This is a genomic window from Bradyrhizobium sp. BWA-3-5 (genome assembly GCF_032917985.1).
Lineage (GTDB): Bacteria > Pseudomonadota > Alphaproteobacteria > Rhizobiales > Xanthobacteraceae > Bradyrhizobium.
In genome coordinates, this window is record NZ_CP136626.1 from 7,336,268 (window position 1) to 7,362,717 (window position 26,450).

General features: G+C 63.5%; 20 protein-coding genes. 6 read left to right on the top strand and 14 right to left on the bottom strand.

Features of this window, described 5'->3' with window-relative positions:
• Positions 1-61 precede the first annotated feature (61 nt).
• From RX331_RS35305 to RX331_RS35330, 6 genes are all read right to left on the bottom strand, one after another.
• On the bottom strand, positions 62-1,675 hold the full coding sequence (locus tag RX331_RS35305; protein ID WP_317254178.1) for an ABC transporter ATP-binding protein: 1,614 nt from the start codon (positions 1,673-1,675) through the stop codon (positions 62-64).
• Positions 1,676-1,687: 12 nt separating this feature from the next.
• Positions 1,688-2,866 (bottom strand): ABC transporter permease, encoded by a 1,179-nt coding sequence (locus RX331_RS35310; RefSeq protein ID WP_317254179.1) that lies wholly within the window; start codon positions 2,864-2,866, stop codon positions 1,688-1,690.
• Positions 2,866-3,975, bottom strand: a complete 1,110-nt coding sequence (locus tag RX331_RS35315) for a microcin C ABC transporter permease YejB (RefSeq protein ID WP_317254180.1) — start codon at positions 3,973-3,975, stop codon at positions 2,866-2,868. The genes RX331_RS35310 and RX331_RS35315 overlap by 1 nt, the downstream gene beginning before the upstream one ends.
• 3 nt (positions 3,976-3,978) lie before the next feature.
• Entirely contained in the window at positions 3,979-5,847 is a 1,869-nt protein-coding gene (locus RX331_RS35320; RefSeq protein WP_317254181.1) for an extracellular solute-binding protein, read from the bottom strand.
• A 12-nt stretch (positions 5,848-5,859) separates the two neighbouring features.
• On the bottom strand, positions 5,860-7,761 hold the full coding sequence (locus RX331_RS35325; protein WP_317254182.1) for an extracellular solute-binding protein: 1,902 nt from the start codon (positions 7,759-7,761) through the stop codon (positions 5,860-5,862).
• Between the two features lie 230 nt (positions 7,762-7,991).
• A complete protein-coding gene (locus RX331_RS35330) occupies positions 7,992-8,543 on the bottom strand; it encodes a cytochrome c family protein (protein ID WP_317254183.1) in 552 nt (183 codons plus the stop codon).
• Positions 8,544-8,743: 200 nt separating this feature from the next.
• On the opposite strand from RX331_RS35330, the gene RX331_RS35335 reads away from it, so the two are divergent.
• Together RX331_RS35335 and RX331_RS35340 are read left to right on the top strand one after the other, a co-directional pair.
• Positions 8,744-9,484 (top strand): 3-deoxy-manno-octulosonate cytidylyltransferase, encoded by a 741-nt coding sequence (locus tag RX331_RS35335; RefSeq protein ID WP_317254184.1) that lies wholly within the window; start codon positions 8,744-8,746, stop codon positions 9,482-9,484.
• 33 nt (positions 9,485-9,517) lie between these two features.
• Complete coding sequence (locus RX331_RS35340) at positions 9,518-10,378, top strand: prephenate dehydratase (protein ID WP_317254185.1); 861 nt, start codon at positions 9,518-9,520, stop codon at positions 10,376-10,378.
• A gap of 139 nt (positions 10,379-10,517) precedes the next feature.
• Here RX331_RS35340 and RX331_RS35345 read toward each other — a convergent pair whose 3' ends face one another.
• Entirely contained in the window at positions 10,518-11,537 is a 1,020-nt protein-coding gene (locus RX331_RS35345; protein ID WP_317254186.1) for an LLM class flavin-dependent oxidoreductase, read from the bottom strand.
• Positions 11,538-11,908: 371 nt separating this feature from the next.
• Here RX331_RS35345 and metF point away from each other — a divergent pair, with 371 nt between their 5' ends.
• The 3 genes from metF (at position 11,909) to maiA (ending at position 17,656) form a co-directional block, all read left to right on the top strand.
• On the top strand, positions 11,909-12,823 hold the full coding sequence (gene metF, locus RX331_RS35350) for a methylenetetrahydrofolate reductase [NAD(P)H] (protein ID WP_317254187.1): 915 nt from the start codon (positions 11,909-11,911) through the stop codon (positions 12,821-12,823).
• A 4-nt stretch (positions 12,824-12,827) separates the two neighbouring features.
• Positions 12,828-16,697, top strand: coding sequence for a methionine synthase (gene metH / locus RX331_RS35355; RefSeq protein WP_317258317.1), 3,870 nt, complete (start codon positions 12,828-12,830; stop codon positions 16,695-16,697).
• A gap of 296 nt (positions 16,698-16,993) precedes the next feature.
• A complete protein-coding gene (gene maiA / locus RX331_RS35360) occupies positions 16,994-17,656 on the top strand; it encodes a maleylacetoacetate isomerase (protein WP_317254188.1) in 663 nt (220 codons plus the stop codon).
• A 114-nt stretch (positions 17,657-17,770) separates the two neighbouring features.
• Here maiA and RX331_RS35365 read toward each other — a convergent pair whose 3' ends face one another.
• Positions 17,771-18,400, bottom strand: a complete 630-nt coding sequence (locus tag RX331_RS35365) for a glutathione S-transferase family protein (RefSeq protein WP_317254189.1) — start codon at positions 18,398-18,400, stop codon at positions 17,771-17,773.
• A gap of 164 nt (positions 18,401-18,564) precedes the next feature.
• Between RX331_RS35365 and RX331_RS35370 the strand changes: the two genes are divergently transcribed.
• Positions 18,565-18,741, top strand: coding sequence for a hypothetical protein (locus RX331_RS35370; RefSeq protein WP_317254190.1), 177 nt, complete (start codon positions 18,565-18,567; stop codon positions 18,739-18,741).
• 158 nt (positions 18,742-18,899) lie between these two features.
• On the opposite strand, the gene RX331_RS35375 is transcribed toward RX331_RS35370, so the two are convergent.
• The 6 genes from RX331_RS35375 to pimA form a co-directional block, all read right to left on the bottom strand.
• Positions 18,900-19,493 (bottom strand): GNAT family N-acetyltransferase, encoded by a 594-nt coding sequence (locus RX331_RS35375; RefSeq protein WP_317254191.1) that lies wholly within the window; start codon positions 19,491-19,493, stop codon positions 18,900-18,902.
• 6 nt (positions 19,494-19,499) lie between these two features.
• Entirely contained in the window at positions 19,500-20,999 is a 1,500-nt protein-coding gene (glpK, locus tag RX331_RS35380; protein ID WP_317254192.1) for a glycerol kinase GlpK, read from the bottom strand.
• A 245-nt stretch (positions 21,000-21,244) separates the two neighbouring features.
• Positions 21,245-22,018, bottom strand: coding sequence for an SDR family oxidoreductase (locus RX331_RS35385; RefSeq protein WP_317254193.1), 774 nt, complete (start codon positions 22,016-22,018; stop codon positions 21,245-21,247).
• A gap of 148 nt (positions 22,019-22,166) precedes the next feature.
• Positions 22,167-23,306, bottom strand: coding sequence for a pimeloyl-CoA dehydrogenase small subunit (gene pimD / locus RX331_RS35390; protein WP_317254194.1), 1,140 nt, complete (start codon positions 23,304-23,306; stop codon positions 22,167-22,169).
• A 169-nt stretch (positions 23,307-23,475) separates the two neighbouring features.
• Positions 23,476-24,666, bottom strand: coding sequence for a pimeloyl-CoA dehydrogenase large subunit (gene pimC, locus RX331_RS35395; protein ID WP_317254195.1), 1,191 nt, complete (start codon positions 24,664-24,666; stop codon positions 23,476-23,478).
• Positions 24,667-24,697: 31 nt separating this feature from the next.
• Positions 24,698-26,371, bottom strand: coding sequence for a dicarboxylate--CoA ligase PimA (pimA, locus tag RX331_RS35400; protein WP_317254196.1), 1,674 nt, complete (start codon positions 26,369-26,371; stop codon positions 24,698-24,700).
• Positions 26,372-26,450: the final 79 nt, after the last annotated feature.

Sequence of the window (26,450 nt, forward strand, 5' to 3'; positions counted from 1 at the left end):
GCTGGATACCCCGCCTTCGCGGGGTACGACGATCTTTATTGTGGCTCCGCCAACGCCTTTATTACGCCTCCGGCACCGCTTCGATGCGAAATGCGGCCGCGAACAACGCACGGGTGTAGTCGGTCTTCGGATTCTTGAACAGCTCCGCCGCCGGGCCCTCCTCCACCACCTTGCCGTGACGCATCACGATCAGATGGCTCGCCAGCGAGGCGACGACGCGCAAATCGTGGGAGATGAACATATAGGTGAGGTCGCGCTTGCGCTGCAGCTCTCGCAAGAGATCGACCATCTGCGCCTGGAACAGCATGTCCAGCGCGCTCGTCGGCTCGTCCAGCACGACGAAGTTCGGCTCCAGCACCACCGCGCGCGCGATCGAGATGCGCTGGCGCTGGCCGCCGGAGAATTCATGCGGATAGCGGAAGCGCATCTCCGGATCGAGGCCGACGTCCCGCAGCGCCTTGACGACGCGAGCCTCGCGTTCTTCATACGATAGCGACTTCTGATGCACGGTCAGGCCTTCGGCGATGATATCGGCGACCGACATGCGGGGACTGAGCGAGCCGAACGGATCCTGGAACACGATCTGCATGTCGCGGCGGAACGGCAGCATGTCCTTGAAGCGCAGGCCCTGAATGTCGTTGCCGAGGAACACGATCGGGCCGTTGGAGGAAATCAGCCGCAGCAGCGCCAGCCCCAGCGTGGTCTTGCCCGAGCCGGACTCGCCGACGACGCCGAGCGTCTCGCCCTTGCGCACCGCGATGCTGACGCCGTCGACCGCCTTGATGTGACCGACGGTCGAGCGCAACAGCCCGCGCTTGATTGGAAACCAGACCTTCAGATTGTCGGCAGACATCACCACCGGCTCGTTCGGCCGCGGCGGCGCCGGATCGGGCTTCGGCTCGGCCGCGAGCAGCGCGCGCGTATAGTCGTGCTTCGGCGCGGTGAAGACCTGTTCGACCGGGCCCTGCTCGACGATCTTTCCCGAATTCATCACGCAAACGACGTCGGCGATGCGGCGCACGATGCCGAGGTCATGGGTGATGAACAGCATGCTCATGCCGAGCCGCTGACGGATGTCGGCGAGCAGCGCCAGGATCTGCGCCTGCACGGTGACGTCGAGCGCGGTGGTCGGCTCGTCCGCGATGAGGAGGTCCGGCTCGTTGGCGAGCGCCATCGCGATCATGACGCGCTGGCGCTGGCCGCCCGACAATTGATGCGGATAGCTCTTCAGCCTCGTTTCGGGATCGGGGATGCCGACCTGCGTGAGCAGCTCCAGCGTGCGCGCCCGCGCCATCTGTCCGCTGATACCGTTGTGCAGCGAAAGAATCTCGCCGATCTGCGCCTCGATCGTGTGCAGCGGATTGAGCGAGGTCATCGGCTCCTGGAAGATGATCGAGATGTCGTTGCCGCGGATCTCGCGCATCTCGTTTTCCGACGCCCGCAGCAGATCGCTGCCGCGGAAGCGGATGTGGCCGGAAGGATGCGAGGCGCTGGGATAGGGCAACAGCTTGAGGATCGACAGCGCGCTGACGGATTTTCCGGAACCGGACTCGCCGACCAGCGCCACGCATTCGCCGCGCCTGATCGAGAACGAGACGCGGTCGACCGCGAGCGTCTTGCCGAACGCGACCGAGAGATCGCGCACATCGAGCAGAGGCTGGTTGATGGCGTCCATGCGCTAGCCCTCTTACCGGAACGTCTTGCGCGGGTCGAAGGCGTCGCGCGCGGCTTCGCCGATGAAGATCAGGAGCGACAGCATGATCGCGACCGAGAAGAAGCCGGTGAAGCCGAGCCACGGCGCCTGCACGTTGGCCTTTGCCTGCGACAGCAATTCGCCAAGCGAGGGCGAGCCCGGCGGCAGGCCGAAGCCGAGGAAATCCAGCGCCGTCAGCGTCATCACCGAGGACGACACGATGAAGGGCAGGAACGTCATGGTTGCGACCATCGCGTTCGGCAGCAAATGACGGAACATGATCACGGGATTGGGGACGCCGAGCGCCCTCGCCGCCTGGATGTATTCGAAGTTTCGCCCGCGCAGGAATTCGGCGCGCACCAGCCCGACCAGCGCCACCCAGGAGAACAGCAAGAGGATTCCGAGCAGGACAAAGAAGCCCGGCACCAGCACCGACGACAGGATCAACAGCAGATATAGCGAAGGAATCGCGGTCCAGACCTCGATCAGCCGCTGAAAGGTCAGATCGATCCAGCCGCCGAAATAGCCCTGCACGCCGCCGGCCGCGATGCCGATGACCGAGGAGACGATCGTCAGCGTCAGTCCGAACAGCACCGAGATGCGGAAGCCGTAGATCAGCCGCGCGACCACGTCGCGGCCCTGGTCGTCGGTTCCGAGCCAGTTATATTCAAGGTCGCTGCAACTCTTGAGGCCCTTCTTCTGCACGACATCCTTGCACTGCGCCTCGGTCAGCCGCCAGGTCGGCGGCGACGGCGCCGGCGTCGGCAGGTCGAGATTGTGGGTGTCGTAGGAGAAGCGGATCATCGGCCAGACGATGGTGCCGCCCTTGGCCGCGATCTGCTTCTGCAGGTACGGATCGCGATAATCGGCCGACGTCTCGAAATCGCCGCCGAAGGTGGTTTCCGAATATTTGAACAGGACCGGCCAGTAGAGATGGCCGTCATACTTGATCATGAGCGGCCGGTCGTTGGCGATCAGTTCCGCGAACAGCGAGACGACGAACAGGATCGTGAAGATCCAGAACGACCAGTACCCCCTGCGGTTGGCCTTGAAGTTCTGCCAGCGGCGGCGGTTGAGCGGCGATGGCGCGAAGGCGTGGCGGGTGGCGGGAACGGCTCCGCCGAGCGGCGCTTGCGTCGAGGTCTCGATCGGCTGGGGCGCGGTGATCGTCATCAGACCTCACGCGCCTCGAAGTCGATCCGCGGATCGACCCACATATAGGTGAGGTCCGAGATCAAATTGACCACGAGGCCGACCAGCGAAAAGATGAACAGCGTTCCGAAAACCACGGGGTAATCGCGATTGAGCACGCTCTCGAAACCGAGCAGGCCGAGGCCGTCGAGCGAAAAGATGGTTTCGATCAACAGCGAGCCGGAGAAGAAGGCGTGGATGAACGTGCTCGGAAAGCCCGCGATCACGATCAGCATGGCGTTGCGGAAGATGTGGCCGTACAGCACCTGCCGTTCGCTGCAGCCCTTGGCGCGCGCGGTCATGACATACTGCTTGCGGATCTCGTCGAGGAAGGAGTTCTTGGTGAGCAGCGTCATGGTGGCGAAGGCGCCCAGCGCCATCGACACCAGCGGCAGCGTGATGTGCCAGAAATAATCGATGATCTTCCAGTACCAGGGAAATTGCGCCCAGCCGTCGGAGGTCAATCCGCGCAGCGGGAACAGGTTGAAGAACGAGCCGCCGGCGAACAGGATGATCAGGAGGATCGCAAACAGAAAGCCCGGGATCGCAAAGCCGATGATGATCGCCGCCGACGTCCAGGTATCGAACTTTGAGCCGTCCGCGACGGCCTTGCGGATGCCGAGCGGGATCGAGATCAGATAGGTGAGCAGCGTCATCCAGATGCCGAGCGACATCGAAACCGGCAGCTTCTCCTTGATGAGCTGAAGCACGCTGACGTCGCGGAAATAGCTCTTGCCGAAATCGAAGCGGGCGAAATTCCACAGCATCAGCGCAAAGCGTTCCGGCGCCGGCTTGTCGAAGCCGAACTGGGCTTCGAGCTTCTTGATGAAATCAGGATCGAGCCCCTGCGCGCCGCGGTATTTCGAGCTGACGGCATCCGCCGCCGCGCCGACCTGGCCGCCGCGCGCGCCGAAATCGCCGCCGCCCCCCGACACCCGTGACGTGCCGCCGGTGTCGGCGCCGGAAAGCTGGGCGATGACGCGCTCGACCGGGCCGCCTGGCGCGAACTGCACGACCACGAAAGAGACGAACAGGATCCCGAGCAGCGTCGGAATCATCAGCAGAATGCGGCGGGCGATATAGGCCGACATGAATTACTTCGTCTGCTCGAGCTTGGCGGCCTTGGCGGCGTCATACCACCAATAGTCAGGCGCGCCGGTGCCTTGCGCGTAGCGCGCCGACTTCTCCGGATGGGCGAACACGTCCCAATAGGCGATCGGGTGATTGGTGCGATACCATTGCGGCACCCAGTAGCGGCCGGCGCGGAACACGCGATCGAGCGCGCGGCAGGCGATCGTCAGATCGGCGCGCGTCTCGGCGCCGATGGCCTTGTCGACCAGCGCATCGATCGCAGGATTGGCGACGCCCGCCAGATTGTACGATCCCTTGGTGGCGGCCGCGTGCGAAGTGAAATAGGGCCGCAGGCTGTCGCCCGGCGTCGGCGACATGGAAAGCCGCATCGTCGTCATGTCGAAGTCGAACGCCTCGACCCGCGCGCGGTATTGCACGGCGTCGATCAGGCGGATGCTGGCCTCGATGCCGAGCTGGCCGAGATTCTTGATGAAGGTCGCGTGGTGCGGCTGGAACGAAGGTTCGTCGAGCAGGAATTCGATGGTGAAGACCTCGCCGTTCTGCAATAGCCGCCTGCCATCCTTGACCGGCAGCTTGGCCTCCTGAAGTAGTTGCTGCGCCTTGCGCAGCAAGGCTCGGTCCTGGCCCGACCCGTCCGACACCGGCGGCACGAACGGCTCGCCGAACACCTCGTCCGGAATCTGGCCGCGGAACGGCTCCAGCAGCCTCAATTCCTCCGGCGAGGGCTTGCCGGTCGCCACCATGTCCGAATTCTGGAACGGCGAAACGGTGCGCGCATAGGCGCCGTACATCACGGTCTTGTTGGTCCATTCGAAATCGAACGCGTTGATGACCGCTTCGCGTACCCTGGGATCCCTGAGCTTGTCGCGGCGGGTGTTGAAGAACCAGCCCTGCCCGCCCGACGGCAGTTCATCCGGCAAGGTCTCGCGCTTGACGCGGCCGTCCTTGATCGCCGGGAAGTCATAGCGCGTCGCCCAGATCCGCGCGGTGAATTCCTCGCGGTAGAGATAGTTCTTGCCGGTAAAGCCCTCGAACGCCACGTCGCGATCGCGATAGAACTCGTAGCGCACGGTGTCGAAATTGTAGCTGCCGCGATTGACGGGAAGATCGGCCGCCCAATAATCCTTCACCCGGTCGAATTCGACATAGCGGTTGATCTCGTATCGCCCCACCTTGTATGGCCCGGAGCCGAGCGGGACGTCGGTGGTCGATTCGTCGAACGGGCGCGTCGCGTAACACGTCTTGGAGAAGATCGGCAGGCTCGCGACGTAAAGCGGCACGTCGCGCGCGCGGTTGGGAGCGAAGGTCACGGCCACCGTTGCGTCGTCGAGCGCCTCGGCCTTCACGAAGTCACGGAGCTGCACCAGGATCAGCGGGTGTCCCTTTTCCTTCAGCGTGTTGAGCGAGAACGCGACGTCATGCGCCGTCAGTTTCGAGCCGTCGTTGAAACGCGCCTCGGGCCGCATGGTGAATTTGTAGGTCAGCTTGTCCGGCGAAATCCATACCGACTTGGCGGCAAGGCCATACATCGCATCCGGCTCATCACTGGCGCGCGCCATCAGCGAGTCGAAGGTCAGCTCCATGCCCTTGGCGCCTTCGCCCTTGAGGATGAAGGCGTTGAATGAATTGAACGTATGGAAGGACTGGTTGTAGGCACGGACCGACGGGATCGTAGAGAACAATCCGCCTTTCGGCGCCTGCGGATTCACATAGTCGAAATGCTTGAAGTCGGCGGGGTATTTCAGGTCGCCGAACACCGACATGCCATGCATCTCGGTGCCGCCATTGTCGGCGGCTGCGGGATCAAATCGACCGACGCAAAGCGCGCCGATGCCGAGCCCCAGCGCGTGCCGACGTGTGATGTGCGCCATGCGCTTTTCCTTTTAGCTGCGCTTGCTGATCTTCGCTGCCTTTTCGGCGTCCCACCACCACAGGTTCGGAAAGCCCGTTACGCCGTATTTCGGCAGCGGATCGGGACGGCTCAAGCGGTCCCAGCGCGCGGCACGCTCGAAGCCGGCGGCAAACTGTGGAACGACATAGCAGTTCCAGAGCAAGACCCGGTCCAGTGCCTTGCAGGCCGCCACCAGGTCTGCGCGATCCTTGGCAAAGATGATGCGTTCGATCAGCGCGTCGACCGCCGGATTTTTGATGCCGGGCCGATTGCGCGAACCGGGCCGATCCGCTGCATCCGAGCCAAAGAAGTCACGCTGCTCGTTGCCCGGCGACAGCGACTGTCCCCACACGGTCGTGGTGACGTCGAAGTCGAAACTGCGCAACCGGTTCTGATACTGCACGCTGTCGACGGTGCGGATCGAAACGGTCATGCCTAGCCGTTCCAGGTAAGGCTTGTAGAACAGCACGCCGCGTTCGTCGCCCGGATCGCCGCACAGGAATTCGACGCTGACGGGCTTGCCCGAGGGATCGACAAGTTTGCGATCGCGATTTTCAAATCCGGCTTCCTTGAGGAGGCGCGCGGCTTCACGAAGATTGGCCCGGCTCGCCTCTTCATTGCCGCCAACCGGATTCTTGTACGGCGCCGTGAACAGTTCGGCCGGCACCTTGTCGCGGATTGTTTCCAGGATTTTCAGCTCCGCACCTTCCGGAACGCCGGTGGCCATGAACTCCGGAATGCCGTCGAAATAGCTGCCACAGCGATGATACTCGCCGTTCGAGAGCAGCCGGTCCGAGGTTTCCCAGTCATAGGCATAGTTGAAGGCGCGCCGGACCCTGACGTCGGCGAACAACGGACGGCGCAGGTTGAGGCCAAAACCCTGCATCCGGCCCGAGGCCGAATTGGTGAACTTCTCCTTGATGACCCGCTTCTCGGTGACCGCGGGAAAATCATAGGCCGTCGACCACTGTTTGCCGCTTCGCTCGGCAAACCAGTCGAGCTGATCCGCCTTGAAGGCCTCGCGCCCGACCGAGTCGTCGCGGAAGAATTCGTAGCGGATCTCATCGAAATTGTTCTGACCGACATTGATCGGGATGTCCTTGCCCCAATAGTCGGCAACGCGCTCCAGCACCACTGAACGCGCGGCAACGAACTCCTTGATACGATAGGGCCCGGACCCCAGCGGAATTTCCAGCGTCGTCGCGGTTACGTCGCGCCTGCGTCCCTGCGCATCGGTGCCTTCCCACCAATGCTTGGGCAACACCGGAACCTCGCCGGCGATGCTCGGCAGTTCACGATTGCCGGGCATGTCGAACACGAACTTGACCTCGCGGTCGCCGCTCTTCTCGCATTTCACGATATGCCGGTAGTACGCGTTGTACATCGGGCTGTTGGCCTTGAACGCATCGAACGAGAAGATCACGTCCTCGGGAGTGACCGGCTTGCCGTCATGCCAGCGTGCCGCCGGATTCAGGCGATAGATGACGTAGGAAAAATCGTCGGGGTAGGCGGCCGCATCCGCAAGCAGGCCGTAAGCGGTCGAAGGTTCGTCCATTGAGCGCGTGGTCAACGTCTCGATGATCTGACCGACGCCGCCGGCGAGCGAGCCTTTCACACCCTGGATCACCATATTGAAGTTGTCGAATGTGCCGAACTCGAACAACCGGACCACGCCGCCCTTGGGGGCGCTGGGATTGACGTAATCGTATCGCTTGAAGTCGGCGGGATACTTTACGTCGCCGAACGTCGAGATGGCGTGGCGCCATTTCAGCCCGCCTGGGGCGTCCTGCGCATAAGCCGGCGTGATGGCGGAGACCGTCGGGGTGAGCCCCAGTGCCGGGGCCAGCGCGGTGGCGGCGGTGCCTTGGAGAAGGTGTCGTCGGGTAATTGCCAAATGCGGAAATCCTGTTGCTTACGGGAAGCTAGCCAGCACCCAATATAAGGCAAGGGTTCGACCAATTACGTTGCTTTTTCCTCATGATAGCAGCTTGGGAACACCGGCGCTGCGGCGAAAAGTCCCGGTAACAACTCCGCTAGCCATGATGTGATCCCCGATAAGCGAAACGGCCAGGCAATGCCTGGCCGTGATGTCGCCGCAAGGTCCATGACCGACTGGCGGATATCCTACTTCGCCGCGGTCGGTATCGGCGCCGGATGGTCGGACAGCGAATTCAAATAGGCGATGACGTCTGCGCGCTCGCTATCCTTCGGGATGCCGGCGAAACCCATGGCCGTGCCCGGCACGAAGGCCTTGGGGTTGGTGAGGAACTTGTTGAGATCGTCAAAGGTCCAGTTGCCGCCCTTGCTCTTCATGGCCGCCGAGAAATTGAATCCGCCATGGCCTTGGCCCTTTGGCTCGTTGACGACGCCATAGAGGTTAGGGCCGACGCGGTTCGGGCCGCCCTTCTCGAAGGTGTGGCAGGCGCCGCACTTTTTGGCCGCGGCAGCGCCCTTCTCGACCGAGGCGGTCTGCAACAGCTTTTCGATCGGCTCGGCGGGAGCGGCGGCTTCCTTGGCGCCACCGTGCGAAGTGTCTTCCTTCACGGCGATCTCGAAGCCCGGCTTCTCCAGCGGCTTGGGGGTGAAAATCGCATGGGCGGCAAAGCTCGTCACCAGGACGAGAATGCAGGTAGCCAGGATGGCGCCGAGAATCTTGTTGAGTTCGAAGGAGTCCATAACGGATCAGGCTCCAGGCCGGGAAGATCGACTGAAGGCCGGTGAGGCGGCCGCGGGTGGGCGTGAGGAATCAGCCTTTTGCGCCGCACCCTCAGCAGGGCTTGAGATATCGGTTTGCCCGGGCTCTGGCAACCCGTATAAACGCGCCGAATTCCGCCTCATCCCCATCAAATCCGCTCATCCGACCGGGCCCTCAGACGATGACCGATTCCCGTATTTTGGTGCTGATTCCGGCTCGGATGGCCGCCACCCGGCTGCCCGGCAAGCCGCTGCTCGATATCGCGGGCCTCCCGATGATCGTGCATGTGCTGCGGCGGGCCGAGGAGGCCAATATCGGGCGTGTGGCGGTGGCAACCGATACGGTCGAGATCGCCGACGCGGTGACGGCGCATGGCGGCGAGGCGGTCATGACCAGCCCGGAACACCCCTCGGGCTCGGACCGCATCTACGAGGCGCTGAGGGCGCTCGACGCCGGCGGCAAAATCGAGGTCGTGGTCAACGTCCAGGGCGATCTGCCGACCATCCCCCCTGCGGATATCCGCGCCGCGGTCGCACTGCTCGACGATCCCGAGGTCGACATCGGAACGCTGGCTGCTGAAATCCGGCGGGAGGAAGAGCACGCCAATCCCAGCGTGGTGAAGCTGATCGGGTCGCCGACCAGCGGCCAGCGACTCCGAGCGCTGTATTTTACCCGCGCCACGGCGCCTTACGGCGATGGCCCGCGTTATCATCACATTGGGCTCTATGCCTATCGCCGGGAGGCGCTGGAACGCTTCGTCAAGCTGCCCCCGTCCGTCCTGGAAAAGCGGGAAAAGCTGGAGCAGCTTCGGGCGCTGGAAGCCGGCATGAGAATCGATGGGGCCATCGTCAATTCGGTCCCCCTCGGCGTCGATACCCCGGACGACCTCGAAACCGCCCGCAAGATACTGGCCAAAGTCTGAGCCGCTGCTAAAAGGCCCGCCAGGAAAGACCGCATGACCAAAAAGCTCAAAATCGCATTCCAGGGCGAGCCTGGCGCCAATTCCCATATCGCCATCGTCGAGGCCTATCCCGACGCCGAACCGATGCCGTGCGCGACCTTCGAGGACGCGCTGTCGGCCATTTCCTCGGGCGAGGCCGATCTCGGCATGATCCCGATCGAGAATTCGGTCGCCGGCCGCGTAGCCGACATCCATCATTTGCTGCCCGCCTCCGGCCTGTTCATCGTCGGCGAATGGTTTCTGCCGGTCCGCCACCAATTGATGGCGCCGAAGGGGAGCAAGCTCTCGGACATCAAGACGGTGGAAAGCCACGTCCACGCACTCGGCCAGTGCCGCCGCATCATCCGCAAGCTCGGCATCAAGCCGGTCGTCGCAGCCGATACCGCCGGCAGCGCCCGCGACGTTGCCGAGCGCAAGGACAAGACGGTGGCCGCGATTGCGTCTCGCCTGGCAGCGCAGATCTACGGGCTCGACATCCTGGCCGAGGACGTCGAGGACGAGGCCCACAACACCACGCGCTTCGTGGTGCTGGCGCGCGAGGCTGACTGGGCCAAGCAGGGCTCCGGGCCGCTGGTCACGACTTTTGTTTTCCGGGTGCGCAATTTGCCCGCCGCGCTTTACAAGGCGCTCGGCGGCTTTGCCACCAACGGCGTCAACATGACCAAGCTCGAAAGCTACATGGTCGACGGTAATTTCTTCGCGACGCAGTTCTATGCCGACGTCGACGGCCATCCCGACGACAAGGGCCTCGCCTTCGCGCTCGAGGAATTGAAATTCTTCTCGCGCGAATTCCGCATCGTCGGCGTCTACCCGGCCCATCCGTTCCGCGCGACGTTTTCCGAGAAGCAGGAATGATTTCGTGTCCCGGACGCGGCGCAGCGCTTCGCGCTGCTCCGCAGAGCCGGGACCTATCGTGCCGCAGGCTGGGCCCCCGCTCTGCAGCGCATCACGCCGCATAGCGGCGCGCTGCACTGCGTCCGGGGCACGAGAGCCGCTATGCCGCTACCTTCTTCGCCAGCCCGAATGCATCCGCCAGCAGACTATACGACTTCTTGCGCGCGTCGTGATCGTAGACGGCGGTGATGATCATCAGTTCATCCGGCTGGCTGGCCGCGATCATCGGCTGCAGCTTTGTCATGATGGTCGCCGGGCTGCCGACAAACAGCCGCGAGCGGTTGCGCATCACCGAAGCGCGCTCGGCATCCGAATAATGATAGGCCAGCGCTTCCTCGACGCTCGGCAGCGGCAGATATTGTCCGCGGTCGCGGCGCAGGCGGTTGAGGTCCATTGAGGATGCGAGCTTCTCGGCCTCCGCGTCGGTTTCGGCGGCAACCGCTGCGACGGCGAGGATACCGTGTGGGGTGTCCCGCCAGCCAGATGACTTGAAGTGACTGCGGTAATTGGTCATCGCCGCGACCGCGTCATAGGACGCGAAATGGTGCGCAAAGGCGAAGCCCATGCCGACCTGCGCTGCCAATTCCGAACTGTAATCGGACGAGCCGAGCAGCCAGATCGGCGGCAGCGGCGTGTCGTCGGGCATCGCCACTACGTTGTTGTAGGGGTGTCCTTCCGGAAAACCGCGGGTTTCCCACAGCACCAGTTCGCTGAGCCGTTCGAGAAAATCGTCGCCGTCGCGGCGGTCGAGCCGGCTGCGCAGCGCGTGCGCGGTGGCGCCGTCAGTGCCGGGCGCGCGGCCAAGGCCGAGATCGATACGGCCGGGAAACAGCGCCTCCAACATCTTGAAGCGCTCGGCCACCACCAGCGGCGCATGGTTGGGCAGCATCACGCCGCCGGAGCCGACGCGGATGTTTTTGGTCACCGCCGCGATCTGGCCGATCATCAGGTCGGGCGCGGGGCTCGCCACCGACGCCAGATTGTGGTGCTCGGCGAGCCAGTAGCGGACATAGCCGAGCTCATCGACATGGCGCGCCAGGTCGATGCTGTTGCGCAGCGCGTGGGCCGGACGGGTGCCTGTGGTGACGACGGAGAGGTCGAGGACGGAAAGCGGGATCATCGGCCTAAGCTAATGCGGCCGATGAGAGCGACAAAGGGCCGACCTGCGCAGATCAGGCCCGCGCCTGTGAGGAAAGGGACGGCAAACTTTGGGACGAAATATGACAAATTCAGAACAATCGAACCTGCCCACCGCATAAGAGACCACCCATTCGGGCTGATATCATCTATATATAATTGAATATACTACATAAATATATACACGAACTTGGCCCACTACAGATCTCGATAAGACCAGTGCAGCAGATATTTCGCACCTATTGGGCTACTTCCCATACCCAATGGGCTGTTTGAACGGACCTGTTTGGCCTATTTTAGCTTCCTCACCACTACGCCAGACGCCCGCCCATCCTTTTGGAGCTTGTGAGTGCCATGACCGAGATTACGTCCCCTGCTTTCGACGGCCATCGCGCGCTCCATTCGCCGAAAATTTCTTTCGAGTTCTTTCCGCCCAAGACCGAGGAGATGGAGCGCAGCCTGTGGGAGACCATCAACCGCCTGGCCCCGCTGGCCCCCAATTTCGTCTCGGTGACCTATGGCGCCGGCGGATCGACCCGCGAGCGGACTCATTCGACCATTGCCCGCATCCTCAAGGAGACCAGCCTGGTCCCGGCGGCGCACCTGACCTGCGTCGGCGCGCCAAAGGGTGAGATCGACGAGGTGGTGGCGCGCTATCACGAGATCGGCGTCCGCCATATCGTGGCGCTGCGCGGCGATCCCACCACCGGCATCGGCACGCCCTATCATGCGCATCCCGACGGCTATCAGAGCTCACCTGATCTGATCGAGGGCATCAAGAAGCGCTATCCCGATATCGAAATTTCGGTGTCGGCCTATCCGGAGAAGCATCCAGAAAGCCGGACCATCGATACCGATATCGACACGCTGAAGGCCAAGGTCGACGCCGGCGCGGCCCGCGCCATCACGCAGGTGTTCTTCGATAACGACCTCTACTTCCGATATCTCGATCGCGTCCGTGCGCGTGGCATCGATATTCCGATCGTACCCGGCATCATGCCGATGCACAATTTCAAGCAGGCACGCGGCTTCGTGACCCGCGCCGGCACCACGGTGCCGGACTGGCTCGCCGACAAATTCGAAGGTCTCGATAACGATGCCGAGACCCGCAAGCTCGTCGCCGCCACCGTGGCGGCCGGCCAGGTGCAAAAGCTCGCCAAGCACGGCGTCGACACCTTCCACTTCTACACCATGAACCGCGCCGACCTCGTGTTCGCGATCAGCCATTTGCTGGGGATCCGTCCCAATGGCGCACAGAAAGCCGCCTGATCCGATGAGCGTAACAGTTTCACCGAAGCGAACCGCCCTGCTCGCCGCCGCGCGCGAGCGCATCCTGGTGCTCGACGGCGCCATGGGCACCATGATCCAGGGCCTGCAGTTCGACGAAACAGCGTTTCGCGGCGAGCGCTTTGCAGACTTCCACCGTGACGTCCGCGGCAACAACGACCTGCTGATCCTGACGCAGCCGAAGGCGATCGAGGACATCCACGCCGCGTACTTGCGCGCTGGCGCCGACATCGTCGCCACCAACACCTTCTCCTCGACCTCGATTGCACAGGCCGACTACGACATGTCGGACCTTGCCTATGAGCTGAACCGCGACGGCGCGCGACTCGCGCGCGCTGCCGCCGAGCGTGTCAGCGCCGAGGATGGCAAGCCGCGGTTCGTTGCCGGCGCGCTTGGTCCAACCAACCGCACGGCTTCAATCTCGCCCGATGTCGCCAACCCCGGCTATCGCGCCGTCACTTTCGACGATCTGCGCAAGGCCTATGGCGAACAGGTCAACGGCCTCTTGGACGGTGGCGCCGATCTGCTATTGGTCGAAACCATTTTTGACACGCTGAACGCCAAGGCGGCGCTCTACGCGATTTCGGAGATTACGGAAGAACGCGGTATCGACGTGCCCGTGATGATCTCAGGCACCATCACCGACAAATCCGGCCGCCTGCTCTCGGGCCAGTTGCCGGAAGCGTTCTGGAATTCGATCCGTCACGCCAAGCCGGTTACCGTCGGCTTCAATTGCGCGCTCGGCGCCGAGGATCTGCGCGCCCATATCGCCGATATCGGCCGCGTCGCCGACACGCTGGTCTGCGCTTATCCAAATGCCGGTCTGCCCAACGAGTTCGGCCAGTATGACGAGACGCCGGAATATATGGCGCGGCTGATCGGCGAGTTCGCCGAGGCCGGTCTCGTCAATATCGTCGGCGGCTGCTGCGGCACCACGCCGGATCATATCGCCGCGATCGCCGCGGCGGTCGCTCCGCACAAGCCGCGCGTCGTTCCGACCATCGAGCCGCGGCTGCGGCTGTCGGGCCTCGAGCCGTTCGAACTGACGCCCGCGATTCCGTTCGTAAACGTCGGCGAGCGCACCAACGTCACCGGCTCGGCGAAATTCCGCAAGCTGATCACCGCGGGCGACTATACCGCAGCGCTGCAGGTGGCGCGCGACCAGGTCGAGAACGGCGCCCAGATTATCGACGTCAACATGGACGAGGGTTTGCTCGACTCCGAAGCCGCGATGGTCACCTTCCTCAACCTCGTTGCCGCCGAGCCCGACATCGCCCGCGTGCCTGTCATGGTGGACTCCTCGAAGTTCAACGTGATCGAGGCCGGCCTGAAATGCGTGCAAGGCAAGCCGGTCGTGAACTCGATCTCGATGAAGGAGGGCGTGGAGAAATTCATCCACGAGGCCCGCATCGCGCGCCGCCATGGCGCGGCGGTCGTGGTGATGGCGTTCGACGAGGTCGGCCAAGCCGATACATTCGCGCGTAAGACGGAAATCTGCAAGCGCGCCTACGACATCCTGGTTGGCGAGGTCGGCTTCCCGCCTGAGGACATCATCTTCGACCCGAACATCTTCGCGATCGCAACGGGCCTGGAAGAGCACAACAATTACGGCGTCGATTTCATCGAGGCGACGCGCTGGATCCGGCAGAACCTGCCGGGCGCGCATGTTTCCGGCGGCGTCTCCAATCTCTCATTCTCGTTCCGCGGCAACGAGCCGGTGCGCGAAGCGATGCATTCGGTGTTCCTGTATCATGCCATTCACGCTGGCATGGACATGGGCATCGTCAATGCCGGGCAGATGATCGTCTATGACGACATCGACCCTGAATTGCGGCAGGTGTGCGAGGACGTCATCCTCAACCGCGATCCCGGCGCATCGGAGCGGCTGCTCGCTTTGGCGGAAAAATTCCGTGGCAAGGAGAAGCAGAGCAAGGAGCAGGATCTGGCCTGGCGCGAATGGCCGGTCGAGAAGCGGCTCAGCCACGCGCTGGTGCACGGCATCACCGAATTCATCGAGGAGGACACCGAGGCCGCGCGCAAAACGGTCGAGCGGCCGCTGAACGTGATCGAAGGCCCGCTGATGGCCGGCATGAACATCGTCGGCGACCTCTTCGGAGACGGCAAGATGTTCCTGCCGCAGGTCGTGAAATCCGCCCGCGTGATGAAACAGGCGGTCGCCTATCTGATGCCGTTCATGGAAGAAGAGAAGGCGCGCAACCTTGCCAATGGCGTGACCGGCGACGGCCGCAGCGCCGCCGGCAAGATCGTGCTTGCCACCGTGAAAGGCGACGTCCACGACATCGGCAAGAACATCGTCGGCATCGTCCTGCAGTGTAACAATTTCGAGGTGATCGACCTCGGCGTCATGGTGCCGGCCACCAAGATCATCGAGACCGCCAAGGCGGAAGGCGCCGATATCATCGGGCTATCAGGCCTGATCACGCCCTCGCTCGACGAGATGAGCTTTCTGGCCGGCGAGATGGAGCGGCAGGGCATGAAGATGCCGCTGCTGATCGGCGGCGCCACCACGAGCCGCGTGCATACCGCTGTAAAGATCGATCCGAACTATCCGGGCGGGCCAGTGGTGCACGTCAACGACGCCAGCCGCGCGGTCGGCGTCGCGTCCTCGCTGCTGTCGCCCGACAAACGCGAAGGCTATGCCGCCGAGATTCGCGCCGAATACGCCAAGATTTCGGCGGCGCACCTGCGCGCCCAGGCCGACAAAAAGCGCCTGAAGCTCGCCGATGCCCGCGCCAATGCAGTCAGGGCCGACTTTACCAAGACGCCGCCGAAGAAGCCTTCGTTCCTCGGGCTGAAGAGCTTTGAGGCCTATGATCTGGCGGAGCTCGCCGAATACATCGACTGGACGCCGTTCTTCCAGACCTGGGAGCTGACCGGGCGTTTTCCCGCCATTCTCGACGATCCCAAGATCGGCGAGGTCGCGCGTTCGCTCTATGACGACGCACGCAAGATGCTGGACCGCATCATCAAGGAGAAATGGTTTACCGCGCGCGCCACCATCGGCTTCTGGCCGGCCAATGCCGAGGGCGACGATATCGCGGTCTATGCCGACGATACGCGGGCCAGGAAGATCGCGACGCTCCACACGCTGCGCCAGCAGCTGGAAAAGCGCGAAGGCCGCTTCAACGCCGCGCTGTCCGACTTCATCGCGCCGCAATCCTCCGGCGTGGCTGACTATATCGGCGGCTTCGTCGTCACCGCCGGCATCGGCGAGGATGCGGTCGCTGATCGCTTCAAGAACGCCAATGACGACTACTCCTCGATCCTGTGCAAGGCGCTGGCCGACCGCCTCGCAGAAGCCTTCGCCGAGCGGATGCACCAGCGCGTCCGCAAGGAGTTCTGGGGCTATGCCCCGAACGAGGCGCTGAGCTCCGACCAGTTGATCCTGGAGCAATATGCCGGCATCCGCCCCGCGCCCGGCTATCCCGCGCAGCCCGACCACACCGAGAAGGCGACGCTGTTCCGCCTGCTCGACGCGGAAAGGACCGCCGGCGTGAAACTGACCGAGAGCTTTGCGATGTGGCCGGGCTCGTCGGTCTCGGGGCTCTATTTCAGCCATCCCGAAAGCTTCTATTTCGGCGTCGGCAAGATCGAGCGCGACCAGGTCGAGGATTACGCCGCGCGCAAGGGCATGAGCGTCACTGAGACCGAGCGCTGGCTGGCCCCGGTGCTGAACTACATTCCCTCGCAGGAGCAGGCGATGCCGGCCCCGGTGGCGGCGGAGATCGTGCCCGCCAACGACGTCACCTCCGCCAACGACGTCACCTCGCACCCGCCCGGCTGCACCTGCGCCGTGCATCTGGCCTGGCGGAAAAAGGCGGTGGGGGCGGGCTGACCCCTCCTTATCCTCACCTGGAGGGCGAGGATCGGTTCGCATGTAATGCGAACCGAGGTGGGGTGACGGTCTCTTCATTTCGAACAGTGCCCGTGTGGAGAGATCACCCCACCCCGTCTCACATTTCGCTGCGCTCCATGTGAGCCGACCCTCCCCCTCCAGGGGAGGGTGAAGCACCGCCGCCGCAATAAACCTCGTCGTCACCGGGCTTGACCCGGTGATCCATCTTCACAAGACTCTCGCGAAAGGTGATGGATGCCCGGATCGCGCCCGGGCATGATGCCGGAGAGTGCCCTATGAAATTCTTCTCGTTCTGGCGGTCGCTGGCGAGCTTTCGGGTTCGCATCGCGCTCAACCTGAAAAACGTTCCGACTGAAGTGATCTTCGTCGACATCGACGCCAGCGCGCATCGCGCCCCCGAATACAAGAGGATCAATCCGCAGATGGCGCTGCCGGCGCTGGTCGAGGATGACGGCACCACGCTGTTCCAGTCGCTCGCCATCCTCGAATATCTCGACGAGAAATATCCCTCCCCGCCTTTGCTGCCCGCTGACCCCGCCGGCCGCGCCCGCGTCCGCGCGCTGGCGTTGATGGTCGCGTGCGAGGGCCATCCGCTGCTCACGCCGCGGGTGCGGCGTTATCTCGATCACGAACTGAACCTGCGCGACACGCAGCAGGTGGCCTGGCGGCGGCACTGGATCGTGGAGACACTGGCGGCGCTGGAGGGACATCTCGCCGACAACAAGGCTACCGGTCGCTTCTGCCATGGGGATGCGCCGACGCTCGCCGACATCTGCATGGTTGGCCACGTCACCGTCGCGATCACGCAGCAGATCGACTTGAAGACCTGTCCGACGGTGCAGCGCATCTTCGAGACCGCGATGGCGCTGCCGGAATTTGCAAACGCGCATCCGCTGGCGCAGCCGGATACGCCGGAGGCGATGCGGTTGAAGGCATGAAGCGGGGGCGGCCGCCCGGAGACATGGCTCCCGCACCCGATCCATCAAAAGTCGCGAAAACAACCCCATGCACAGTAGGTTTGGGCTGGGAACCCGGCCCGATTTGGCCTCTGATTACCCCTTCGGCGGCGCCAGCGGCTGGACGATCTCCTGGAACGGCCGCAGCGCTTCGCAGCGTTCGGAATGTGCCTTCAGCGCCGGATAACGCGCGTCGAACAGCGCGGGATGCGCCTCGCCGACGAAGCGCAGCACGCAGCCGACCGCGATATCAGCATGGCCGATTCTGTCACCCGACCAGTACGGCGTCTTCACCGGGGCGCGCTCCTTCTCCAGCACCTCGAGCACGCCCGTGATCTGCATCTTGCAGCGCTCGACCCAGAGATCGAGCTGCTTGTCCTTGCGCAGCACCCGCTCGTAGAGCAGGCTGACGCCCTTGTCGCCGAGCCCCATCGCCAGCGCACAGATCCGCTGATGCTTCCAGCGCGCCTCGCCGCTCCTCGCAATCATCGCCTTGCCCTCGCCGACGCGATCGTCGAGATAATCCAGAATCATCGCGCTCTCGATCAGCGCTTCGCCGCTATCCAGCACCAGCGTCGGCACCCGGCGCAGCGGATTGTACGCCGCGATCTTGTCGGCATCGCCAAAAGTCGACCACGGTTTGTGCTCGAAATCGATGCCGTAAAGCCGCATGGCGATGGCAACACGTCGGACAAAGGGAGAGTCGTATTGGCCGATCAGGATCATGGCTCGTACCTTTCCACACACTAGACCATCGTCCCGCGCGTAAGGCGGGGGACCCAGTACGCCGCGGCGCTGCCGCTCTTTCGCAGGTCTCTGGAATACTGGATCATCCGCCCCAGTGCGCCATTGCGCACAAGGCGGATGATGACATCAAGGACATATTACGTATGTTGCGCAAGGTTGACTATGGTGGAGGACACATGTCCTGCATTCCATTCCAAGGCCTCAGCGCACTCATTCTGGTGCTGACAGCCAGCGGGGGGATGGCCCAAACCACTCCCGTCGGCTTCCAGTCGGAGCGCAAAGGTATTTCGTTGGCGAAGGCGAAGCAGGAGGTGTTTTGAAGAGAGTGGTCGCGGGCGCTCCAAGCACACGTCGTCATACTCCGCGAAGGCGGAGTATCCAGTACACCGCGGCGTCTCGGCTCTATCGTAGTTCTCTGGAATACTGGATCCCCGCTTTCGCGGGGATGACAGCCCTACGATAAGAGTGCTTTAGCGCCTCACTCAATCACCGGCACATGCGGCGCGGCCTCGCGCGGCACGGTGCCGTCCAGCCGCGGGTCATCTCTCACCTCGATCTGCCGCCGGAACGGACGAAATCCTGAGCGCTGGTAGAACGCGAGCGCGGCGGGGTGGTCGTAGGTGCAGGTGTGCAGCCAGAGGCGCTCGATCGGGCGCGACCAGGCGATGTCAAGCGCGCGGTTCATCAGCCAGCGGCCGGCGCCGCTGCCGACCAGCTTTGCGGTGACGCCGAACATCACGATCTCGCATTGGCCGGCTTCACGGAAATCGAGTTCAAGCAGGCCCTCGTCGCTGCCGGCATCGACCAGCGCATGGACCTCGAGCTTCGGCGAATGCAGGTGAGCGGCAAGCTGGGCGTCGGGCATCCTGATCCGTGAGACCCACAGCCATTCCTCGCCAATGCGGCGATAGAGATCGCGAAACCAGTCGAGCGGCGGCGTCTCGACCCGGCGCAGCGTCCAGGACTTATCAGGATCGGGGCGCGGCGTGGGGCGCGCGGTCATCTCCAGATGCGTGACGATGGCGGCAACCTTGCCGGCGGGGACGTCGGAATAGCCGTCGGGCAGGATCATCCGACGCTACTCCCCCTCGTCGCTTGCCAGCACGCCCTTCACCGCCCTCGCCCAGCCCTTAAGCTTCCGCTCACGCGTGGCCGCACTCATCGCGGGCTTGAAGCGATGTTCGAGCCGCCAGTTGTCGGCGAATTTTGCGGGCTCCGGATAAACACCGGCTGACAGCCCGGCGAGATACGCCGCGCCCAGCGCCGTGGTCTCCTGGATCATCGGGCGATCGACCGGAGCATCCAGCAAATCCGCCAACCGTTGCATGGTCCAGTCGGAGGCGGTCATGCCGCCGTCGACGCGGAGCACGTTGGCGGCCTTTTCGCCGGGCCAGTCGGCACGCATCGCTTCGCGGAGGTCGTAGGTCTGATAGCAGACGCTTTCCAGCGCGGCATGCGCCAGCTCGGCCGGGCCGGTGTTGCGGGTGAGGCCGAACAGCGCGCCGCGCACGCGCGGGTTCCAGTAGGGGGCGCCCATGCCGACGAAGGCAGGCACCAGATAGACGCTCTGCATGGAATCGGATTTGTCGGCGAGCGGGCCGGTCTCGGAGGCCTGCTTGATGATGCCAAGGCCGTCGCGCAGCCATTGCACCGCACTCCCTGCGACGAAGATCGAGCCTTCGAGTGCGTAGGTGCGCTCGCCGCCTAGTTGATAGGCGATGGTGGTGAGCAGCTTGTTCTTCGAGGCGACGGGCGTCGTGCCGGTGTTGAGCAGCGCAAAGCAGCCGGTGCCGTAGGTCGACTTGATCATGCCGGGCTCGAAGCAGGCCTGCCCAATGGTCGCGGCCTGCTGATCGCCGGCGATGCCCGATATCGCGATCGAGCCGCCGAACAGGTCCGCGTCGCTGTCGCCGAACTTGGCGGAAGAGTCCTTCACCTCCGGCAGCATCGAACGCGGCACGCGCAGCAATTTCAGGAGATCGTCGTCCCACTCACCGGTGTGGATGTTGAAGAGGAGCGTGCGGGAGGCATTGGTGGCGTCGGTCGCGTGCACCTTGCCGCCGGTCAGCCGCCAGAGCAGATAGCAGTCGACGGTGCCGAACATTAGTTCGCCGCGGCCGGCGCGTTCGCGCGCGCCCGGCACGTGGTCGAGGATCCAGGCGACTTTTGTTCCGGAGAAATAAGGATCGATGATCAGGCCGGTCTTGGCTGAAATCGTGGGCTCATGTCCATCGGCCTTGAGCTTGGCGCAGATGTCGGCGGTGCGGCGGTCCTGCCAGACAATGGCGCGGTGGACGGCCTGCCCGGTGGCGCGGTCCCACACGACCGTGGTCTCGCGCTGGTTGGTGATGCCGATCGCGGCGATGTCCTTGGCTTTCAGGCCAGCCTTTTCTAGCGCCTGGCGGCAGACCGTCATGGTCGAGGCCCAGATGTCCTCCGGCTCGTGCTCGACCCAGCCCGAGGCCGGAAAATGCTGCGGGAATTCCTGCTGCGCGGTGGCAGCGATGGAGATATCGCTGCGGAACACCATGGCGCGCGAGGATGTGGTGCCCTGATCGATGGCCAGCACAAAGGACATGACGTTGCTTCCCCGGGGAGGATTGTTGGATGGGGAGAGAGGCAATCCGATTGGGCCGGGTTCGTCAATATGAAGAAGGAGGATGCAGAATGAGACGCCCTTCTTAACCTCGCCCCGCTTGCGGGAGAGGTCGGCGCGTAGCGCCGGGTGAGGGCGTACCGGACCAACCACGGTCTCGAATCGCGGAGAGAGCCCCTCACCCCAACCCTCTCCCCGCGAAGAGCGGGGCGAGGGAGCGCACCGTCTTACGTCGCTGCCGTCGTCACGCCGCCGTCCACCACAATGGTCTGGCCGGTCATGAAGGTGGACGCGTCGGAGGCCAGATACGCCACGGCGCCGGCGATCTCGTCGGGTTCGCCGATGCGGCGGAGCGGCGTGCTTGCCGTGCGGCGCTTGAGGTTCTCCGGGTCCTCCCACAGCGCGCGGGCGAAATCGGTCTTGACCAGGCCCGGCGCCACGCAATTGACGCGGACGCCCTTCGGTCCCCATTCGCCGGCGAGGCTGCGGCACAGCGCGAAATCCGCCGCCTTCGAGATGCCGTAGGCGCCGATCACGGTCGAGCCGCGCAGGCCGCCGATCGAGGAGATGATGACGACCGAGCCGTTGCCGCGCTCCGCCATCTGCGGGATCGCCAGCGCGCAGAGCCAGATGTTGCTCTTGACGTTACTGCCCATGATCTTGTCGAAGGCTTCGTCCTTGATGTCGAGCAGCGGGCCGTAATAGGGATTCACCGCGGCGTTGCAGACGAGGATGTCGACCTTGCCGTAATGCTGTGTCGTGCCGGAGATCAGCGCCTCGACTTCATCGCGGCGCGAGATGTTGCAGGCAATGACATGGGCGTCGCCGCCGGCCTTCTTGATGCCCCCGGCGACCTCATGGCAGGCGTCCGCCTTCCGGCTGGAGATCACGACCTTTGCGCCGAGCTTGGCGAGCAGCTCCGCGGAAGAGCGGCCGATGCCGCGGCTGGAGCCGGTGATGACGGCGACTTTTCCGGTGAGATCGAACGGGGTGTTTTTCATTGTTGTTCTCTCCCTGCATTCCATTCATTCGGTCGTCATCGCCCGGTTTAGCCGGGCGATCCAGTACTACAGAGACGATGGCGCGAGAGTCGATAGGCCGCCGCGTACTGGATCCCCCGCTTTCGCGGAGAATGACAGTCAGCTTGCCTCAGACCAACCCGCCTTCCGCGACGCGACGGAGATGGTAATCCGTGTCGCCAAAGGTGTTTTCGATCATGGTCAGCCGTTTGAAGTAGTGGCCGATCTTGGCTTCCTGGGTCATGCCGATGCCGCCATGAAGCTGGATCGACTGCTGGCCGATGAACTTGCCGGATTTGCCGATCTGCACCTTGGCAGCGGCCACCGCCGTGGCGCGCTCCTTGGCGTTCTCGAAATCGGCCGCCATGGTCGCGAACATCGACATGCTGCGGGCCTGCTCCAGCGCGACGAACATGTCGGCGGCGCGGTGCTGCAGGGTCTGGAAGCTGCCGATCGGCACGCCGAACTGCTTTCGCGTCTTGAGATATTCGACAGTGCTCTTCAGCGATTCATCCATCGCGCCGACCGCTTCGGCGCACATCGCGGTGCGGGCCTCATCGACCACGCGTTCGATCAGCGGCAGGCCGTTCTCGGGATCACCGACCACAGCATCCGCGCCCACCTCGACGCCGGTAAAGGTGATGTCGGCGGCGTGCAGGCCGTCCTGGGTCGGATAGCCCTTGCGGGTGACGCCCTTGGCGTTCGCCGGCACGATGAAGACGCCGATGCCGGTCTTGTCGTGCCGGCCGCCCTTGGTACGCGCGGTGACGATCAACGTGTCGGCGTTTTCGCCGTTGAGCACGACGAATTTTTCGCCGTCGATCACCCAGCCGTCGCCCTTCTTCTTGGCCGTGGTGGTGACGTCGCCGAGATCGTAGCGCGAATTCTTCTCGAGCTGCGCAAAGGCAAAGGTCTTGCTGCCGTCGATAATGCCGGGGATGTGCGCGGTCTTCTGCTCGGCGGAACCACCATGGCGCAGGAAGCCGCCGCCGATCACCACGGTCGCCAGATACGGCTCCAGCACCAGCGCCTTGCCGAGCGCCTCCATCACGATCATGGTCTCGACCGCGCCGGCACCGATGCCGCCGTCGTCTTCGGCGAACGGCAGGCCCAGCAGGCCCTGCTCGGCGAGCTTGTTCCAGACAGCCTTGCTCCAGCCGCCCTTCTCTTTCTGGTACTTCTTGCGCGCATCGAAATCGTAGGAGTCGGTCAACAGACCGTCGATGCTTTCCTTGAGAAGCCGCTGCTCCTCGGTCAAATCAAAATCCATGCTCTTTTGCTCTCTCTATAATCAATGCGGGCAACGCCGTTGCCGAGTTCTCGGTCTCTTCCACGCGAAGGCGGGGATCCAGTAATCGCAGGCGCCCGTTGTAAACATGACCGCCGCGGCGTACTGGGTCCCCCGCCTTCGCGGGGGACGACAGTGGTTGTGTGGCGGCCTACAGCCCCAGCACCGCCTTGGTGATGATGTTGCGCTGGATCTCGTTGGAGCCGCCGTAGATCGAGACCTTGCGGTTATTGAAGTAGCTCGGCGCGATCTGGGCGGTCCAGTCCATCGTCTCGTTGGAGCCGTCGTCGCCGTGCACGTCGTAGGGCGCGGCGAACGGGCCGATGACTTCCATCAGCAGCTCGGTGGTGGTCTGCTGGATTTCCGACCCCTTGATCTTCAGCACCGACGACGCCGGATTGGGCTTGCCCTTGCCGTGCTTGCCCTCGTCGGCGACGACGCGAAGCTGGGTGAGTTCGAGCGCCTTGAGCTCGATCTCGCAGGCGGCGAGCTTCTCGCGGAAACCCTGGTCCTCGATCACGGGCTTGCCGTTCTGTTCGACCTTGGAGGCGAGGTCCTTGATGCGACGCAGCCGCTCCTTGGAGACGCCGACGCGGGCGATGCCGGTGCGCTCGTTGCCGAGCAGGAATTTTGCGTAGTCCCAGCCCTTGTTCTCCTCGCCGATCAGGTTCTCGACCGGCACCTCGACGTCGTCGAAGAACACCTCGTTGACCTCATGGCCGCCGTCGATGGTCTCTATCGGGCGCACTGTGACGCCCTTGCTCTTCATGCTGAAGACGATGAAGGAGATGCCCATCTGCTTCTTCGCATTGGTGTCGGTGCGACAGAGGCAGAAAATCATGTCGGCGTGCTGGGCGAGCGTCGTCCAGGTCTTCTGGCCGTTGATGATGTACTTGTCACCCTTGCGCTCGGCCTTGGTCTTGAGCGAGGCGAGGTCCGATCCGGAGCCCGGCTCGGAAAAACCCTGGCACCACCAGTCGTCGACATTGGCGATGCGCGGCAGGTACTGCTGCTTCTGCTTCTCATTGCCGAAGGTGTAGATGACCGGGCCGACCATGCTGACGCCGAAGGCGAGCGGCGCCGGCGCCGGGTGCATCTGCAGCTCTTCGTTGAAGATATAGTGCTGCACCGAGGTCCACCCCGTGCCCCCATATTCCTTCGGCCAGTGCGAGACGCCCCAGCCCTTCTTGTTGAGGATGCGCCACCAGGTGATCATCTCGTCCTTGGAGAGATGACGGCCCTCGACCATCTTGCGCCGGGTCTCCGGCGGCACATTGTCCCGAAAGAAGGCTCTTACTTCTTCACGAAACGCGATTTCTTCCTTGGTGAAAGCGAGATCCATCGGATCCTCCTGTGAGCGAATTACATTACGGCTAAGCGATGTTCTTAACATTGGCGGCTTTCAACGCCTTCTGCTGCTTGCGCAATTCGTGGCGCGACAGCTTGCCGACCGGCGTGCGCGGCAATTCCGCTGAGAATTCGACGGCGGCCGGCAGCTCGTGCTTGCCGAGCTTGCCCGCGAGGAAGCCGCGCAGTTCATCGATGGTGAACGGCTGGGCGCCCGCGCGCAGCGTGATGAAGGCTTTCGCCGATTCGCCGCGGTAATCGTCAGGGATGCCGATCACGATGACCTCCTGCACCGACGGATGGGTGTAGATCGCCTGCTCGATCATCTGCGGATAGACGTTGAAGCCGCCGGAGATGATCATGTCCTTCTTGCGGTCGACCAGGTAGAAATAGCCGTCGGCGTCCATGTAGCCGACATCGCCGGTCAGGAAACGGTCGCCGACGAAAGCCTCGGCGGTTGCCTTCGGCAAATTCCAGTAACCCTTGGTGACGTTCGGTCCCTTGACGCGCAGTTCGCCCGACTCTCCGACGGGCAGCACCTTTGTCGGGTCTTCCAGCGACACCACGTCAATCTCGATGCCGGGCAGCATCACCCCGACCGAGCCCGGCTTGTCCGGTCCATCTTCCGGATGCGCCGTGCCAGCCGGAGAGGTCTCGGTCATGCCCCAGCCGCTCCGCAATTTCATGCCGACCTTGCGCTCAAAAATCCTTGCGACTTCCATCGGCAGCGGCGCGCCGCCTGAGCCGGCGGTGCGCAGCGATGAGAAATCGCGCTTGTCGAGATCGGGCAGCGCGGCGATGGCGATCCACATCGTCGGCACGCCGGGAAAAATCGTGGCGCGCTTCACCTCGATGTCCCGCATCACGGCTTCGACGTCGAAGCGCTGGTGCAGCGAGACCAGGTTGCCGTGGCGGAGCGAGGAGAGCATCACCACCGTGAGCGAATAGATGTGGAACAGCGGCAGCACGCATATCACGCGTTCGACCGCATTGCGCTCTGCACGCACCGGTCTGCTCCAGATGTCGTAGATCGAGACGGCCGCCGTGAGATTGCCATGGCTGAGCATAGCGCCCTTCGGCAGCCCGGTGGTCCCGCCGGTATATTGCAGCAGGGCAACGTCATCCACGCCGACGGCAGGCCAGGCAGTGGGCTTGCTTACTCCCTCCACGAAGTGCCGGTAGGTGATGATGGCGGGATTATTGGGCAGCGGCGTTTGCGGCGTGCCGGCCCTGCCCCACTCGTCGTCCTCGCAGACGATCAATCGGTCGATCAGTCCCTCGTCGAGAAACTTCAGGGCGGTCGGAAGCAGCGCGGAGAGATTGCTGGTGATGACGACGCGCGCGCCGGAATCGGTCAGCTTGTGCGTCAGGGCGATCTCGCCGTCGAGCGGCGACAGATGCACGAGGCGCGCACCCGCCTTCAATGCACCGAAGAAATTGATCGGGTGATCGGGCGTGTTGCCGAGGAACAGGGCGATAGACGTGTCCTTGCCGTAGCCGGCGCGCAGGAACGCGCTCGCGGCGATTTCGACCATGTCCTCCAGCCCGGCATAGCTGATCGGCCGGTCGCGGAATTCGATCGCCGTGCGCGCGCCGTAGCTGGCTGCGGCCTGCGACAGCAGATCAGGCAGCGGATAGCGCTTGATGGGCTCGTCCCAGCGGACGCCTTGCGGATAGAACTGTTCGCCGGGATGGGTCATGCCGCCGCTCGCAGGGTTCTAGAGGTCGTCATTCCGGGGGCGATGCGGCAGCATCGAACCCGAAATCTCGAGGTTCCGA